General features: G+C 65.5%; 14 protein-coding genes. 4 read left to right on the plus strand and 10 right to left on the minus strand.

All coding sequences use genetic code 11. From position 1 onward, the window contains the following. Nucleotides 1-528 precede the first annotated feature (528 nt). Nucleotides 529-4242, plus strand: a complete 3714-nt coding sequence (locus NQK81_RS05860; protein ID WP_257487382.1) for a YobI family P-loop NTPase — start codon at nt 529-531, stop codon at nt 4240-4242. A gap of 516 nt (nt 4243-4758) precedes the next feature. Here the strand turns inward: NQK81_RS05860 and NQK81_RS05865 are convergent. The 4 genes from NQK81_RS05865 to NQK81_RS05880 all read right to left on the minus strand — a co-directional run bounded on the left by NQK81_RS05865 (nt 4759) and on the right by NQK81_RS05880 (nt 9972). Beyond that, on the minus strand, nt 4759-5547 hold the full coding sequence (locus tag NQK81_RS05865) for a hypothetical protein (protein ID WP_257487383.1): 789 nt from the start codon (nt 5545-5547) through the stop codon (nt 4759-4761). Then, nucleotides 5544-8201, minus strand: coding sequence for a hypothetical protein (locus tag NQK81_RS05870; RefSeq protein ID WP_257487384.1), 2658 nt, complete (start codon nt 8199-8201; stop codon nt 5544-5546). The genes NQK81_RS05865 and NQK81_RS05870 overlap by 4 nt, the downstream gene beginning before the upstream one ends. Nucleotides 8202-8326: 125 nt before the next feature. Further along, complete coding sequence (locus NQK81_RS05875) at nt 8327-8878, minus strand: hypothetical protein (RefSeq protein ID WP_257487385.1); 552 nt, start codon at nt 8876-8878, stop codon at nt 8327-8329. A 770-nt stretch (nt 8879-9648) separates the two neighbouring features. After that, on the minus strand, nt 9649-9972 hold the full coding sequence (locus tag NQK81_RS05880) for a hypothetical protein (RefSeq protein WP_257487386.1): 324 nt from the start codon (nt 9970-9972) through the stop codon (nt 9649-9651). Between the two features lie 32 nt (nt 9973-10004). Between NQK81_RS05880 and NQK81_RS05885 the strand changes: the two genes are divergently transcribed. Next, nucleotides 10005-10502: a CPBP family intramembrane glutamic endopeptidase gene (locus NQK81_RS05885; protein WP_257487387.1), complete on the plus strand. Its 498-nt coding sequence runs from the start codon at nt 10005-10007 to the stop codon at nt 10500-10502. Between the two features lie 183 nt (nt 10503-10685). Beyond that, the gene (locus NQK81_RS05890; protein ID WP_257487388.1) at nt 10686-11690 is read left to right on the plus strand and encodes a ferritin-like domain-containing protein; all 1005 of its coding nucleotides are present in this window, start codon (nt 10686-10688) and stop codon (nt 11688-11690) included. A 194-nt stretch (nt 11691-11884) separates the two neighbouring features. On the opposite strand, the gene surE is transcribed toward NQK81_RS05890, so the two are convergent. From surE to NQK81_RS05915, 5 genes are all read right to left on the minus strand, one after another. Next, a complete protein-coding gene (surE, locus tag NQK81_RS05895) occupies nt 11885-12640 on the minus strand; it encodes a 5'/3'-nucleotidase SurE (protein WP_257487389.1) in 756 nt (251 codons plus the stop codon). Beyond that, the gene (locus NQK81_RS05900; protein ID WP_257487390.1) at nt 12625-13548 is read right to left on the minus strand and encodes a 1-phosphofructokinase family hexose kinase; all 924 of its coding nucleotides are present in this window, start codon (nt 13546-13548) and stop codon (nt 12625-12627) included. The genes surE and NQK81_RS05900 overlap by 16 nt, the downstream gene beginning before the upstream one ends. Continuing rightward, on the minus strand, nt 13545-13715 hold the full coding sequence (locus NQK81_RS05905) for a hypothetical protein (protein WP_257487391.1): 171 nt from the start codon (nt 13713-13715) through the stop codon (nt 13545-13547). The genes NQK81_RS05900 and NQK81_RS05905 overlap by 4 nt, the downstream gene beginning before the upstream one ends. A 197-nt stretch (nt 13716-13912) precedes the next feature. Then, on the minus strand, nt 13913-14209 hold the full coding sequence (locus tag NQK81_RS05910; RefSeq protein WP_257487392.1) for a DUF1330 domain-containing protein: 297 nt from the start codon (nt 14207-14209) through the stop codon (nt 13913-13915). Nucleotides 14210-14388: 179 nt separating this feature from the next. Beyond that, on the minus strand, nt 14389-15384 hold the full coding sequence (locus NQK81_RS05915) for a hypothetical protein (RefSeq protein ID WP_257487393.1): 996 nt from the start codon (nt 15382-15384) through the stop codon (nt 14389-14391). A gap of 230 nt (nt 15385-15614) precedes the next feature. Between NQK81_RS05915 and NQK81_RS05920 the strand changes: the two genes are divergently transcribed. Beyond that, complete coding sequence (locus tag NQK81_RS05920) at nt 15615-16166, plus strand: YciI family protein (RefSeq protein ID WP_257489703.1); 552 nt, start codon at nt 15615-15617, stop codon at nt 16164-16166. A gap of 102 nt (nt 16167-16268) precedes the next feature. Here NQK81_RS05920 and NQK81_RS05925 read toward each other — a convergent pair whose 3' ends face one another. Then, nucleotides 16269-17300, minus strand: coding sequence for an RNA polymerase subunit sigma-70 (locus NQK81_RS05925; protein WP_257487394.1), 1032 nt, complete (start codon nt 17298-17300; stop codon nt 16269-16271). Nucleotides 17301-17323 lie beyond the last annotated feature (23 nt).

Here is a 17323-nt window from a genome sequence, read left to right on the forward strand (position 1 = left end):
CGCATCATCAGGCCAGCCTAAGCGTTGTGGTTAGCGAACAGGAACGCCTCAGACACGGGGGGTTCAACTCGTCGGGCTCGGTCTCCTAGCGGCGATGAAGGCTTTACGTCAGGCGACACGGACTGAGGCGCTGGTTTCGTCGGTGTCGTCTGGTACCTCTTTGATCATGTTCGTTCATAGGGGTCGGTCGCCAAGGCCGCCGACGCGATCGAGGCGTCGGTGGCGCAGTTCGTCAAGACGGCCGAGGACCGGTTCGCGATGCTGTATCGGCGGCGGCTGAGCGACTCGAAGCGGTTGAGCTGACGCTCCGCCGCGCAGGCTGGCCGGTGCTAAGGTCGTCCGTCCGCCGCCCGCCCGGACGCCGCACCGCGGCGACGGCACAGGCATCTCGGCGTGTCGGTTTGACGGCCGCCGGCACCGCCTCACACTTGACCCTGTCGTGCCGCTACTGACCGAACCTCGCCGGTAGTCACGTCCCCACGTCGTCGCGGCCCTGGCCGATACCTGATTTCACCACGAGGACCGCAGTTGATCGATAGCACCGACAGCACGTCCGGCGACAGCTCTCCAGAGGCGGTCCGCGACAAGGGCGAAGCCACCGGACTCAGCACACTGGCATCGGGATTCTCCGCAGAGCATCATCAGACCTACCTGCGGCACCTACAGCAGGCCGTCGCGGGACCGAAGAACCTGAACATCGCGCTGACCGGCCGGTATGGCACAGGCAAGTCCAGCATCCTCGACGAGTTCGAGGCCGAGTGCGGCGCCAAGACGACCCTTCGTATCTCGATCTCCACACTCGGCCCGCAGCCCGACGCCACACCGGACGGCGAGTCCGAGCGGCAGAGCCTGAGCAACCGGATCCAGAAGGAGCTCGTCAAGCAACTCCTGTACCGGGCCGCGCCTCGCACGATGCGCTTCTCCCGGTTCACCCGGATCGTGCCACTGTCATGGAAACGGGCATACGGCGAGGCGATCGTCGCCGTAGGAATGATCGCCGGGGCTCTAGCACTGCTCGGATGGTTCCCCCGGCTCAACGGGACCGGGCCAGGAAATCCTGGCTGGGTCAGCGCATTGTCGGTGCTGGGCCTTGTCGTGGTGGCCGTGGCGGTCGTCGCGACATTGCGGCGGGTGATCCACGGACGGCTCGTCGTCTCCGACGTCTCAGCCGCGGGCGCCACAGTGAAGTTGACGCAGCGAACGTCCACCTACTTCGACGAATACCTGGACGAGATCGTCTACTTCTTCGACGAGAAGTTCCCGGCCATCGTGATCTTCGAGGACCTTGACCGCTTCGACGACCCTCACATCTTCGAGGCCCTCCGCGAGCTGAACGGTCTTTTGAACCACACGGCGAAGCGCGTCAAGAAGAAGAAACCGTTAAGGTTCGTGTACGCGATCAAGGACAGTCTCTTCGAAACCCTGGGTGAGGAGATCGAGCCGGTAGCACCGGATGCCGCCCACGCTGAGACGATCCGCGCCAACCGCACGAAGTTCTTCGACATTGTCATCCCGGTAGTCCCGTTCGTCTCCCATCGCAACGCCCGCGAACTTCTCGCGGGGATTCTCGACACCGCCGGCGTCACCGGGATCGACCGGCGACTGATCGCGCTCGTCGCGCAGAACGCGACGGACATGCGCCTCTTGAAGAACATCGCCAACGAATACACAGTGTTCGCCGAGCGGCTGCTGTCCGGCGACAACGTCGCGCCGGGACTGACCGGGAGCAGTCTCTTCGCCCTGGTCGCCTACAAGAACTTCCATCTGAAGGACTTCGAGAACATCGCGCGCCGCGACAGTGACCTCGACCTGCTGTACAAGCGGCGCAGGGAGATTGTGCGCGCGGCGATTGACAGCTGTGAGCAGCGCAGACGTGACCTGCTGAAGGAGCCGGTCAGGATAGAGATGATGGAACCGTTGGCCAGGAAACTCGGAGACCGCCTGGTCGCCGTCGGCCACGCGATCAAGGAAGGGTCATCGAACAGTCCCGGTATCCGGAGGTGGCCCTATGTCAGTTTCCGCCTCAACACGGCAATGGCCTGGAGCACTGAGGACGAGGTTCGCTCGTGTGACTTCTGGCGCGAGGCCATCAAGGCCGACACTGTTGCCCTCATGGCCTCGTCGGACAGGGCAGGCGGGAGTACACATGAGTTCGGATCACTGAGCCATCAGCGAGTCGAGGATCTGTTTCCGGAAGCAATGGACGCCGGGAGGTGGGCAGAGCTCGACGAGCGCGCCCACCAGGCGGCGATCCTCGATCTGGACAACGAGATCACGTTCCTTCGGCGTGCCGACTTCAGCGATCTCCTGTCTGACTGCAGCGCCGCACCGTCTACAGAGGCCGGTAAGATCTTCGCGGATTTCGTTGGTACGACGCTCAAGTCGAAGCTGGCCGTCAAGCTCGTCGAGCAGGGCTTCCTGGACCGCAACTTCACGTTGTACGCGGCACAGTTCTACGGCGACTTCACCGGGGTCGACGTCGCCACCTTCATAGTGCAGAGCGTGCAGCCCAACGTCATGGACGTCGACTTCTCATTCAGCGGACCCGAGGCGATCGCCAACCTGCTGGCCGAGGCACCTGAGGACTTCCCGCAGACGACGAGCGCCTACAACCTCCAGGTCGTCGACTATCTCCTGGAAAGAAGCGATCCTCGCGCGACGTCGATCGCGACGAGCATCACGGCGAACTTCAACGACGACGCACGGATCTTCCTCAGGGCCTACCTGAACGCCGGTTCGAGCGCAAAGGAACTCATCGGCTTGCTCAGCCGGCTCCAGTGGCCACTCCTGTTCACCTACTTGGTTCAAGAGGACAGTGTCCCGGAAACCATCCGCATTGACCTGGTCAGCATCGCGCTCAAGTCGTCTGTCGACGGCGGGAAGTATCACCTAGACACGACGATCGGCCAGTTCATCGGGACTCACTACGAGGCCATGACCGTCTTCACCGAACACCAGCCAACTCGTGTGACACGCAAGGTCGTCGATCTCATCAAGGCGACCGGCATTGCCCTGACCGACCTCGCCCCACTCTCCACGCCGATACGTAACCGCGTCGTGCAGCAACATCTCTACGCCATAACGGCCGACAACCTCCGGCACGCCCTCGGCGGCCCAGGTGACATCAGTCTCGATCGAGTTCGGCAAAGCCCGGCGGTATACCGCCACTGCCTAGAAAACCCGAATGCTTACCTGACCGCGGCGAAGAACGACACCGGCGCCACAGCCCAGGCGATCCAGTCCACCGACACTCTCACCACCGTCCTGTCCGATGTAGACGAGACCTGGGACAGCGACCAGGTCCGGCAACTCCTCGAGCTCACCTCGCTCGCGGCCACACTCGAACAACTGGACACCGTCCCTACACCATACTGGACGCTCCTGGCCGCCCACGGGCTCTTCCGGCCGACCGTGGCTAACATCCTGACCTACCTCGACACCACCAAGCCCGTCGACCAACCCCTCGCCGAACTGCTCAACCAAGCACAAGCGATCGACGCCCATGACGAAAACGACGCCCGGTGCATGCAGGTCGCCGTCACCATCCTCAACGCGGCGCACGTCCTCCCCAACCCAGGCCTGAGAGTCAAATTGGTCCTGAGCCTCGCCCTCGACGACCACGTCGACCCAGAGGAGATCGAGCCGGAACCTGGCGAACTCCTCGCCATCCTCCTTGAGCACGACCTCGTGCCAGACACCCTTGCCTCCTTCACACGGTTCACGTCGGCAGGCTGGGATGCGCTCGAACCAGCGATCGCGAAGTCGTCGAAGTTCACGCAATTCATGACCCCCGCGCTGGTCAGCGGCCACGTCGAGGACCTCCTCCTCAGCCCAGACGTGCCCAGCACCATCAAACGCACTGTGATCACCGAGCTCGAGCAGTACGTTCTGGGTGACGACGCCCGCGCGCTATCTGAGGCCGGCAACTTTGCCGTGAGGCGCAACTTCACGCCTCCCTGGCCACAGCTCCGCAGAATCGCACGAGTCACCCGCGAAGCGAACCTCACGCTGCAACTGCTCTCCCAAGCTTCGTCCCTGCCGTCGACTGCCGACGTCATCGCAGTGCTCGGCGAGCTGGGCGAGCCCTACAGCAATCTCGTGAGTCACACCGCGGACAGCTTCAGTGTGCCCAACGACCAGCCACACAAGAAGATTTTCGCCTATCTCAAGCAAGCTGGGGCGATCGCCGACGTCACACGTCCTCGACTGCTTGATCGCCCGATCACCGTGAGACTTCTCTGATGGCTGGATAAGCAAAGCGCCGGAGCACGATAGGGTCGTCGTGCACTCTCACGTGGGGAGGCGTGATGGCGCGGATTGTGTGTGCACGGCATCGGGCAGCAGGTCGTCGCGAGTGATCGCCGCTGAGTGCCTGGGTTCCTGCACTTCAGGACTGCCTCACAGGCGACCGCCACGGCGACGCGGCCATCGCTGACACTGTAGCGATAGGGTTCTACGGGGACTATAGACAGCAGATTCGCCCGCCTGCGGCAACTCGTGCACTCGCCGACTTCGAAGGCATCAGCATCACTCAGGCCGCGGCGTAATCGGTGAGCTCGAGCTCTCGACGTTTCCGTGACCCAGCGACTCTGTCAACGTCGTACCCAGACCTCGACGTCAACGGAGCTGACGATCGAGACCCGGGACGAGCTGAATGGACCTTGTCCAGGTAGGACCAGTGACAACATTCCGGTTCCCTATGGCGATGGCGCGGCAACCGCGGCCACCTGCACGACTGCCAGAATCCGAAAGGGGCGATCATCGCTCAGGTGTCACTGTCGAATCGGCCTCGGGGCCACGCCTCGCGTCTGACCACAAATCTACGACGGCGTCAGCTTCCTCCGGATGCCCGGTACTGCGCAACGCTGCGGACAGAATCCTGACCAGTTCGTCAGCCTGGCTGGGTGAGAGCGATCGCACTACGGGCTGCAGGATCCCGGCGAGTTGAACCCAGAGGCTGTCGGGATGCCACTGGTTGACCTCGGCGATGACGGCATCCGCCTGCTGCGCGTCCGGGAATACACCCAACCGTGTGGCTGTGTTGAGCATGAGGAACAACCGCGCGGATGCAGGGTTGTCGAAGCACTCGTCACGCAAGAAACGCATATTGGCGGCGACCCGGCGCCGGGCCAGTTCATCCAAATGTTCCTCGTGACGCGCTTGTCGCATTTCCTCGGCCGCGTGGGCATCGTCGTCGGCTACCGAGAGCGCCACGGCCGCTACGGTCAGCGCACCGTCGTCCAGCTCATGAGGGAGCTTGGACGACAGATGGTGGTTGACGGCATGCTGAGCCGCGCTACGTTTCATCACCTCCCATTGCTTGAGCAGGCATTCCACCTCGCTGCGTACGTAAGCGATGGCTTGATCGATCCCGGGCCTCAGTTCGAGGGGTTCGTCATTGCGCCACCCCGCGTCGAAAGTATCGCCGGTCTGAACGATGATGTGTACACGTGCGGTGAATCCGATGTGTTCGTCACTGCTTGTGAAGCGGTCATGCCAGCTGTGCTCGAGCGGCGGCAGTACCCGACGTCGGCGCCACCAGTTCACGACCTGCCCTCGTCTGCGAGCAGTGCATGCATTGTGTGCGTGATGTCCTTGTCGAGCGCGCCGGTCAGGTCGTGGTAGAGCTCCTTGCGGTCAGGGCGGTCGGCAGACCAGGTCAGGGCGATGCCACGAACGATGTCTCGAGTGGTGCGGTCCTCAACGGTGGTGCCGCTGACCGCCAGGCGCAAGATGTCGATCACGGCGTGGCGTTGTACTGGGTGATCGATCGCAGCACCAAGCCACAGTGCCACCAGCGCGGCGCTCTCGGCCTGGGGTGCGATCGCGAGATGAGCGCGCCAGCATCGGGCCAGTAACCGGTAGTCGGGGACGTAGTCACCAGACTCTCGCAGCAGAGCGACCGCGTGACCACCCGCGCTGTTGGGAGACCCCTCCACGGTGGCAGTTGCGAGACGAGCGAAGGCGTGGCTGCCAGCCACGCGAGACACGGCAGCGTTGTCACACCAATCAGCGATTTCCGCGATGAGGGTCGAGCGGGCGGAAGACTCCTGCCACAACCGGTCTATGACGTCACCTAGCGCGGGTTTGACTCTCTCGTCACCATGGCGGCCGGCGTACTTGAGCCGGACTAAGGCTTTGCCTGTGTAGCGAACCGCGAATGGGCCAGCGCAGACACGTAGCACAGCGTGTACCCGCTCGATCGCGGAAGATTTTGCCCAGTCCAGAAGAAGACGGTGCACATAACGCTGGTGGACCACGAGAGGTGCGATGTCGGCGCCGACTTCCGTGGGGTCAGCGCTTGGAGCACAAGCGACGGCCTCGAGGACCTCGACCAGGTCCTGCCACAAGGCGGGGTGTGTGTCATGCCAAGCTTCGGCGAGTTTGGCCAAGGGCATTTCGCGGTTGTGGCGCGCGGCCCAGCCCAGCGCGAACCGTGTAATCCGTCGTGCTGCGGCTCGCCGCTGCTCATTGCTGACGGATTCCAGCGACTCTCCGGCACTGGAAGCAGGGGCGCCGGCGAGCCATTCAAGGAACGTAGTACGCGCCAGAGGCCGGTCGGCCCAGAAGTATTCGAGGATAGAGTCTGCCCAGCCGGGACGCGGGAACTGGATAAGGTCTCCGGACACGACCTCGCCGCCGATCGCGTCGAGCATTGCGATCACACCAGGCGCATGCTGCCCTGCCGCGTCCACGACACCCTTGCCGCCGAGTTTAGTGTTGAGCTGGTTCGCACCGTGATACACGTGGGTCACTGGTAGTCCGGTCAGGGTAGCCGCGGCTACTTGAAAGTCGCGTTCGAAGGCGGTGCGGGAGGACTGACGGTGCCACTCGAGTAATTGCCGGCGCCACTTACCGCGCGAGTCGACCACCATCGCGATCCTGCGGGCGAGCAATACCTGATCGTCCAGGGCTCCTTCGGCGCTTCCCGCCTTGGGGTCGGCGGGCAACAAACCGACCGGAGTCTGTTCGGCGGCCAAGATATCGGCGACCACCTCCATGGCGTTTGCGTTGCCGCCTTGCCCGAACATTCCGGCAATGTCGGGATCTTCAAGCCATCCTTTCACATCGATGTCCGGCTTCCGGCCGATCAATTGGGCACGTGCCAACGCGGTCGACTCGACCGCGTCGGGCAGCACCTCGCGCGCGCTGGGCCACCTTGGCGACGGCTTGGCACCGATACGACGCCACTGATCGGGCCGAGTCAGTACGATCAATCGACTGTTCTGCGAAGCGAGCATCCGGTCCAAGTCGGGCAAGCAGTCACCGAAAGTATCGTGGACACGGAAGCCCTCTTCGTCGTCAGCCGGCAGTTCCAAGAGCCATACCCGGAGTTGATCCGTTGGCAACCGCTTGTCCGGGAAATATTCAGATCCGCCGAACATCAACCGTGCGACGTCGAACAACTCATTCTGCCCGCTCACCGTGTCACTCTCTGACGCCGCTGCAGCCTGGGTTTGCCGAACGTCGAAGGAGACTGCTCTAGCATGCCGGGCCTCCGGCACTGATGACAGGTCAACAGCCATTTCGGCGGTTCCGGACGCCCTGTGATCGGACGGATCGGAACTGGTCGTCGGCGTGCCGTTCCAACTCGAGGTGTCCTCACTGGACGGCCTTTCCGGCCCCTGTCGGTCCGCTGCAGCGGACAAACCAGCCAGGCGCGCAGCGAGCGCCTCGGCATGAGTGGTGCGGCCAGAGTTCTCCTCGATATCGAACACAACAATCCGCGTCTGCTCGCGTATCAGGCTCACAAGACGATCGAATCCTGTTGGCCTTGCGTATGTGTCCAGCACCCTACTCAGATGAGCCGCCCGCACCGGAGATTGGTCCAACGGCACCAAGCCTTGGGTCACCGACACCGCCCCGACGACAGAACCGCCGGACATCGACTTGATGCCGATCGACGCGGTGGACTGGGGCGTTCCAGGCGGACTCGCCTGTTCGATGTGGAGGCCGACAGGTTCTGGAGCGTCGTCGAATGGCGGGACGCCAGGGTTTCTGCCGGTGAGCGACTCAACCGGCAGGGTGGGCGGGGTGTCAGCTCCGGCCTCCGGCTTGTCACCCGGCCCTGTCCCGCCAGTTTGGGCTTCGAGGGCCAGTTTTTCGTCGGGCACGTCTGAGGCCGGAGGTTTCTCTGCCTCGACACCAGTCGTCTCGACCGGAGCGACGAGCTTCTCGAGGACCTGTGCTTGGTCGGACATACGCTGCCCGGCACCTGGATCGCGTTCAGGCCCGCGTCCCTCCTCGGGCGCACTACCAGGCCCTTGAGCAGCACCTGAGTCCCCGCGTGCGCCGCGGCGGTTGAACCAATTACCCCCCGTCTCGCTCACCTGCGATCTCCCGAACGGAATCCGGTGACTGACCCGCCTTCGTGCAGCGTGCCGATCTTCTGAACGATGTGCGCCTCTGTCCCCGGGGTCGGTTCACCCAGGTCGGCTCCTGTCATCGTCCCTCGGACATGATCGGCAGCCTGGTTGACCTCGATCAACGAGCGCACGGCCTGATCGAGGTCAACCGGCGCTCCCTCCAAACGCTCGATTGCCGCGTGAAGCCGCTGGATCGTGTCCAGCAGCACGGCGTCCTCAGGTTTCAGCGCGAGTTGCTTCTCGCGGTAAACCTCCAACACTCGCATCGCGCCAGCAACCTCGGCCTCCGCGGCGGCTTTGTCTCTGTTATCCGTCTCCACCACGTCGCGCTGTCCCGAATCCTGCACGGTGTTCCTGGTTGGCTCAGTGACCGGACCACTGGTGGACACCGACGCGTCAGCAGAGCGCCGCTGAGCTCGGCGATCAAGAGCAGCGTTGCCGCGGTCGAACAGGAACTTCACGGCATACCCCAAGCCGACGGCACCAAGCGAGGTCAACGACAACGGATCCATGAACCAACGACTCCCACGATATTAAAGGCATCCTGACGAGGTCTTGAAGGTGCTATCGGATCACAACCTTTTCGACCCATCAGCCGTTACACGAACTGTCCACTCGATCGGAGCAGCGCGGAGCGAGGTCCACTTTTACTACCACATCTTCTCTCGCATCAGCACGCGCATAGTCATGGTTCACGACCACTCTAGGGCCAACCGGCACCGGCAGCACGGGAACCGCCATGCGGTCATGCTGTGCGACCTTACGTCACCCGTCGAGCAGATACATCACATCAGAGATCAGTCGACCTCGATCTACTCAAATGCAAAGCAAAACACCTTGTAGTCAGTGACGCTGAACAAGAACGCCCAGCGGTAAGTACGCTTTGAACTGGCAACCATGACATTAGAAGTTATATTCTGAGCGATCGAGACGGCCAGCGATCATATTCGATCAAGACAGTGCGCAATTCGCCAAGACAGCTGACCGAACCACTGGCGCCGTACCCGTGAACGTTCTGGCTACCGCGCCGCGTCGAGGGTGCCGGCAGACCCGAACTAGCCCTACCACATTTCGTAAGTCACTCCTCGTAACCAGCAATCTAAGATCAACTGGTGATACTCGGGCGACCGCAACGCGCCGAAAAGCGTTCGAAGCCTCCCCGGTGAGGAACGAGAGGCCACAGACCTGCGGAAACAGAGGAATCGACTGGCTAGGAGCTAGTTCGATCTTCCCTGCACAGAGCGCTCATCTGCCCGCTGCTCTCGCATCAAGCTACTGAATGTCACGTAAGCCTGAGCCGTGTGGATAGTGAGCAAGTCGCCCCTCGGACACACGCAGTATCTACACCGGGGATGGTCATCGGATAGATGGCCAGCTCTTTTGGTTCGTAGCGTAACTCCAGATTCAACCGCTGGTAGAGCCGGGCCAGCCCGGCTGGCTTTGCGTCGGCGACCATCGCTCCGACATCACCGAGCGAATCGATCATGGCGTAGACCTCTCCGTCCGTGACTCGCCGGCTCGCCGGCGCGCCGTCCAGCTCGGCCTTGGCCGCAACTCGCTCCGCGTGGGCCTGGTTCGTGGCATCGACGACGGCTGTGGGATCCACCCCTTCCCCGATGGCTTCCTTCGCAGATCACGATGCCCTGGTACTGCCCCCCGTTGGGGTTCTGGCCCACAGTGCCGTCAGCGGCACGGACCGGGACAGCCAGGCTCCGGCGATCCGGATGGCCAGCGGCAGCTCGCCGCACAGCCGCACGGTTTCGGCGATCGCCGCGCGGTCTGCCCGGCTACATCGTCGCGGCCGAGCACAGTCCGCTTTGGCAGGTTGCGCTCGCCGTCATCGCTTTCTCCCTCTTCAACGCCGCACTGGAAGAGAGCCTGTTCCCGCGGTGTGCTGCTCGACGGGATGGCCGCGATCTGACGGTGCAAGCGGCCCTGATCGTGCGGGGTGTCGCGTTCGGGTTTTTCCACTTCCAAGGGTTCCCATCCGGCTGGACCGGAATGCTGATGGCAGGCGTCTGGGGCTCCTTTCTCGGCGTCTTGCGGGTGCGGAGTCGCGGGCTCCTGTTGCCCTACCTCGCGCACATCGGTGCCGACGCGACCATCGCCGTCATCACGGTGGCCAGTACAAGGTGACTGGCTGTCAGGCGAAGTACTCGGCTGCTGCGGGCGGTTCACCTCTTCCAGCGATGTCGACCAATCCGATACCGCGACGGCCCCGAAAGCGGAGGTCAACGTAGACCCACGCCCGCGTGCCGGGACGACGCGCGGGACACATCCGGTGTGTCGTGTGACGGCCGGGTGGGAAGGAGATCACTCGTGTTTGGCAAGCGCTATGCCGCGTCGATGATCAACCGGAGTGCGGAGAACCAGCAAGACCGGCGTCGTTTTCTGCGCGCGGCCGGGGTAACGGGCCTGGGGGTGATCGGAGCGGGTGCGCTCGGTGGCCTTGCCGGGCCCGCCGCGTCGGCCGGGACCGTCCGGCAGGCCGCGGGGGAAGCGGCGGCCGCCGAGGGAGTCAGTGACGGCGCGGTGCTCAACTTCGCCCTCAACCTCGAATACCTCGAAGCCGAGTTCTACCTCCACGCCGTCACCGGCAAGGGACTCGCCGACTCGCTCACCACCGGCACCGGCACCCGCGGCGGCGTCACCGGCGGCCGCGCCGTCCGGTTCAAGACCAAGGCGGCGAAGCAGTACGCCCAGGAGATCGCCGGCGACGAGAGAGCGCACGTGGAGTTCCTGCGCACCGCGCTGGGCTCCGCGGCGGTCAGCCGCCCGGCAATCGACCTGCAGGCCAGCTTCACCGCCGCCGCGCAGGCCGCGGGGCTCGTCCGCAAGGGGCAGAGCTTCGACGCGTTCGCCTGCGAGGAGAACTTCCTCCTCGCCGCCTACCTCTTCGAAGACGTCGGCGTCACCGCCTACAAGGGCGCCGCACCCCTGATCACCAACAAGGCCTACCTCGAAGCCGCGGCCGGCATCCTCGCCGTCGAGGCCTACCACGCCGCCAACATCCGCACCGCGCTCTACCAGCACAGCGGCGGCATCCTCGGGCTCGGCCTGCTCGGCCGCGACCTCCGGGAGGCCAGCGTCAAACTCTCCAACGCCCGGGACAGCCTCGACGGCACCACCGACCTCGACCAGGGCGTCGTCGACAGGAACGGCCAGGCGAACATCGTGCCCACCGATGGCAACGGCATCGCCTACAGTCGCACGCCTGGCCAGGTCCTCAATATCGTCTACCTCAACCCCAAGGCCGTCACCTCCGGCGGATTCTTCCCCAAGGGCGTCAACGGAGACGTCAACACCAGCGACCCCAACGGCTAGTCCCGCCGGACCCCGAGGTGGTGCGGGTCGCGCGCGAGCCGCACCACCTCGGCGACGCCGATCGAAGGCGGAAATCCATCTGGCCAACGCTTCCAGGTAGCCACGACTGGAGCGATCCGCGGTGGAAACACGCCATGCCGATCCCGGTATCCGTTGTTCCCACCGGCGTGTCCGGCTCGGCCGTGCGGGCGCGATCACCAGTCCAGGGCACTGTCTTCGGCGACCGATTTCAGCGGGGTCACCGTCGCGTGGCCCTGACCGAGCAGATGGGCGTCGCTGCCCGGCGACAGCGCGCCCTCGCCCGTGACGGCGGTGAGGGTGAACGCGCCGTCCTCGCCATTCTGGACGTGACTGCGCACCGCACCGAATTCGGCCAGCCTGGTGCGCTTCACCGGTCCCGTCTCGGCACGATCGGGCACGTTGAGGTTCAAGACGGTGCCGGCGGGCAGTCCCGCGAGCTTGTCGAACAACGTCGCGGCGACCGAGACGGCGGTGTCCCAGTGTGGTCGCGGCCCGGGATCCAGTCCCACGTCGAGGGACACCGCGAGTGCCCTGGCGCCGTTGATCGAGGCGGTCAGCGCCGCGCCGACCGTGCCCGAATGGAGGATCGCGCGCCCGACGTTCGCCCCGTGGTTCACCCCGGACAGGACGATCTCCGGCGGCTCACCGAACGATCCCTGCGCGGCCGCCAAGGCGATCAGGCCGGGGTGCGCGGTGACGGCGAACACCGGGACATCGGGCAGGCCGGGCAATTCCCGCCGTTCGACCGCGACCCGGCCCTCGCCGCCGGCGCCGGTCAGGCCCGCGCTGGTTCCGCTGGCCTCCGCCGCGGGCGCGGCCACCACCACGTCCCAGCCGTGGTCCACCGCACCGCGGGCCAGCGCCGCCAGGCCCGGCGAGTCGATACCGTCGTCATTGGTGATCAGGGCGCGCATCAGGACGCCTCCCACGGTTTCAACCGTACTCGTCCGGTGAGTTCACGCACGGCCTCATCGCTCCCCGAACCGAGACCGTGCCGGGTCACGTTGATCGCGCCGGCCGCGGCCCCGAGCTTCACCGCGTCCTCCAGTGACCGGCCTTGTGCCAGGCCGACCGCCAGCCCCGCGGTCATCGAGTCGCCGCCGCCGCGGGTGTCGACCGGGGTCAGGTCGGGCGACTCGACCAGGACCAGCTGTCCTTCGAGGTAAGCGAGCGTCTCCTCGGCCGCACGGGACACGACGACAGCGCGCGCGTTGCCCGACGCCAGCTCTCGGCAACCGTCCGCGAGATCGGTCAGCGAATCAGACTTGGCCAGCCCGTCCTCGACCATCTCCTCGTGGCTGACCTTGATCACCGCCGGCTCACCCGCGAGCGCACGGGCGAGCCGCTCCCCGGACAGGTCCACCACGACCGGAGTGCCGTGGGTGCCCAGATCGCGGGCGAGCCGCTCGTACACCGAATGCGGCACGGGCACGTCGTCCTCGTCCGGCCCGCTGAGGATCGCCACGTCCGCACGCAATGCCTGAACCAGGGTCAGCTCGTACAGATCGTCGAGTTCGTGCCGGGTCAACGCGTCAGCAGGCATCCTCACCACCTCGTCGCGACGGCCGTCACGCCGATCGTGCACGTAGGCGCCGTTGCGCGCCGCGACTTCACGAACCTCGGCGGCCACGCCGATCAGATGCCGCAACACCCGTCCCGTCTCCCCGCCGAGCGCGCAGCACAACACCGCCTGCCCGCCGAGTGCGTCGATCATCCGCGATTGCCATACCCCCTGTCCGCCCGCGTGCACGTGGACGTCCGGCGCCCCGTCCAGTTCCTCCACCGTCACCGTCAGCTGCGGAGACGGCGCGAACACCGCCACTCGACCTTCCGTCATACCGGTCTCTTTACCCATTTCGCCGGGTTCCACTCGTGGGGGCGGTGCACTCCTGGCGGGTGCCCGTCGGAAAGCCCGCGCAGCGTGCGGTTGAAGGTGGCGAGCAGCGTGACGACCGCGACGGAGCCGGGCAGGAACTCGTCCAGCCCGCCGCCCAGGCCGGTCACGAGTCCGGATTGGAACCGGAGCCGGTGATCGCCAACACCACCATCGGAAAGGCGATCATGGTGGTGCTGAACCCGGCACGCAGAACACCGCTGTCCCACAACGGATCACGCCGCGGACAGTGGATGCGTCGCGGCGAAGGCGCCGTGGCCGGCCCTCACCACGCGTCGACCACCGTGCCATCCGGCCGCGACATCGGTCAGCCGAGGCCTTCTACGATGCGGAAATCGCGCTCGAAGCCGTCGGGGAGTTCGGCCAGCGCCTTCTGGTAGGCCGCGCTCGCGCGTGCGGCGACCGCCTGTTCGAAGCTGTCGAATTCGATCAGGACGACGCGTTCGGCAATTCCGGCTTCGTGTGCCTCGACCCGGCCACCGATACCGGCGAGCAGCCGCCCGCCCGCGCCCGCAACGGCGAGACCTGCCAGCTTGTTGTAGACATCAAGCCTCTCGGGATCCTCGATGGTGGGGTAGACGCTGACCCAGTAGCCCTTGGGCATGGAACCTCCAGTGTGGGGATGAGTGCATCCGACTTACGACCAGGACAGCTGGGCGGGCGAGCCGTCCTGCCGAACGGCATGTGTTCGCGCGAGCGTCCGGCGGTGCCATCCGAATCCGCCGATCGCGCTATGCGGCGATCCCAGTTGACGCTTCCATGGGGCCGGCCACGAACCCATGGTCAGACCGGCGGGCGGGCGTAGGTGACCGAGTACGGGTTGCCGTGGATGACGAACGGCAACGTGCCGCCGTTGTCCTGCACGAAGGCGTTGATCCGCCAGGTCCCGCAACCGCTGGCCGGCTGCGTCACCGTCAGCTGCCCGAGGAGCCGCAGGTGGTGCAGATTCCCGCTCACTGCCGCGGTTTGCGAGGACGTGGCCTGGGCGACGCAGCCGGGTGCGGCCGAGGACGGCGTCGCGACCGTCCGGAACCGCACCATCGCGGTATTGGCCTTGCCGGGGTAGGTGGTGCCGTCGGGGCAGGCGTTGCCACCGTCGCCGTAACAGCTCGTGGCGAAGAGATCAGTGGTCGCGAGGAAACTGGTGGTTCCCGGCAAGGGGGTGTAATCCACCGGGTTCACCTGCTTGCCGGGCGCGTCCATCCCCAGGAAGGTGTTCTGCGAGGACCCGAATGTCTGCGCGACGCCCTCGGGGCCGATGGCTCCGTCGATGTCCCCGATGAAGCCGCTGTACAGCCTGGCGGTCTCGCGACCGGGCTGGCCGGGCTGCCCGGCCGCGTACCCGTTGAGGACGTACGCCCGCAGCAGGCACTCGTAGTTGCCCGTAGTGGCCGGCTTGAACAGCATGCGTACGACGAGCGTGACCCTGCCGCCGCCGTGCAGCAGGTTCTGGCCGCTCCAGATCTGCCCGTGCTGGGTCGCCGTGTTCGGCAACGTCGTGCCACCCACCGGCTGACAAGTGATCTTGTGCCCGATCGCGATGGCGGACACCGCACCGTCCACCCGGCCGTCGCCGACCTCGATCTCGCTACGCAGGTTGTGCGAAGTGCCCGCGGTGACCGTGCCGAGCACGAGCCGGGCGCGGACTTCGCCTTCGCCGCCGGGTGACTCCACCATCGTCGCCGACGCGGCCTCGGTGATCTTGTCGTAGGCATGGGCGGTTCCGGCGAGCACCGGCATCAGGAACAGGGCGCTGAGTATGGCCAGAAGGGTTCGCACACCTCCACCATGCCGCAGGCGACTACACTTCGCACCCGGTTCGACACGAATCGGGTCAGGCCAGGTGCCTGCTCCGCTGGCCGAGCCGATGGTGAAGTTCGGCGGCCATGTTCCCGCCGGAACACTCGATCTTGATCGGCCACGACGGATATCCAGGCCTTCAGGAACTCCGCGGCATTCCCCTGATCGACTACGGGGCGGGCGGTGCGTGGTGAGTGGACACTGTGGGCATGGAGTTCTTCTGCTACCACCGCGATCGGCCCGACTCCCTGGCTTTGCGCGAAGAACTGTTGGAAGAGCACTGGTCCTACATGGACCGGTACGCGGCAAGGATGATCGCCCGCGGTCCGACCTTCGCAAGCGACGGCGAGACCCCCACCGGCAGTGTGCACATCGTCGACCTGCCGAATCCCGCGGCCGCACGGGCGTTCGCCTTCGACGAGCCGAACTATCAGGAGGGGGTGTACCGGGACGTCATGTTGCGCCGGTGGGGCAACATGCTCGGGCGCACCATGTGGGACTTCCCCGGTGGTCGTGCCGGTGACAACCGGTACCTGGTGCTCGGTCTCGGCACGGGGCGGGCCGCCGACATCGACGTGCCGTCCGATCAGGACGATCTGATCGCGTACGGGCCGCTGCTGTCCGACGACAGCACCAGTTGGCTGGGCAAGGCGGTGCTGGTCCAGGCACCGGACCCGGAGGCGGCACGCACCGTCCTGATCCCGGACCGGTTCGCCCACATCGAGGTCCACGAATGGAGGTTCGGCGGGCGGCCGTCATGAAGTGCGACGTCGCCGGAGCGAACGGGACCGGTGTGTACTGGCGCCACGCCGTTCCGCTTCCCCTCGGCTCAGGTCGCTTGACCGGCGAACCTGGTCGGATCCTCAGACTTCCGCGGGCCGACCGGCTTCGGCTGGATGGGGCAAGGTCAAGGGCAGCCGGAAGCTTCGCAGCACCTCCTTTTCGAAGCGGGTCATGACACGGATCCGGCTGCCGGCGAGGGTGAGCACCATCAGCCCGTTCGCGTGGCAGACGCCCGCCTGGGGATCCGGTATATACATGCCGAACGCGGGCTGGCCGTTGGCCCTGGTCGCCATCAACCGGTAGGTCCGGCCCCGGCGGAAGGTCACCGCGGTGTGGAATCGGGCCGCCAGATCGCGGCCCTGGTATTCCAGCGGCAGTGGCGGCATGGTCAGCCAGACGTCGTCGGTCAGCAGGGCGACCAAGCCGTCCACGTCGCCGACCTCGAAGGCCCGGGTGAAGCGGATGACGAGTTCCCGCTCGGTGGCGGAGTTCGCCGGCGGCGGCTCAGGCGCGGCTGACGGGCGCTGCCGCAGCGTGGTTCGTGCGCGTTTGAGCGCGCCGGCGACCGACTGCTCGGTGGTGTCCATGATGTGCGCCACCTCGCGTGTGGGGAATTCGAGGACGTCACGCAGGATGAGGACGGCGCGCTGACGGGGCGGCAGCAACTGCACCGCCGTCACGAACGCCAGAGAGATGGATTCCTTGGCCTCATAACGCTGTCCGGGGCCGGGAGCGGTGTCCATCCGTTCTGCCAGCAGGATGTCCGGATAGGGCTCAAGCCATTCCGCCTTGCCGAGGCGAGTGGGTTCCGGCGGGTCGAACCCGGGCACCGGTCCGCCCGTGCGTGGGCGCCGGCCCGCCGATCGCACCGCCTTGAGGCATCGGTTGGTCGCGATCCGATACAGCCAGGTCCTCACCGAGGAGCGCTCCCGGAAGCCGTCCAGACCTTGCCAGGCCGATACCAGGGTCTCCTGCAGAGCGTCCTCGGCATCCTGCATCGAACCTAGGATCCGGTAGCAGTGAACGTGCAACTCGCGCCGATAGGGATCGGTGAGCTCACGGAACGCCTCCCCATCCCCGTTCCGCGCTCGCGTGATCAGGTCCCCGGTCATCCGGCACTCCCACGAAATTCGCC

Source organism: Amycolatopsis roodepoortensis (assembly GCF_024628825.1).
Lineage (GTDB): Bacteria > Actinomycetota > Actinomycetes > Mycobacteriales > Pseudonocardiaceae > Amycolatopsis > Amycolatopsis roodepoortensis.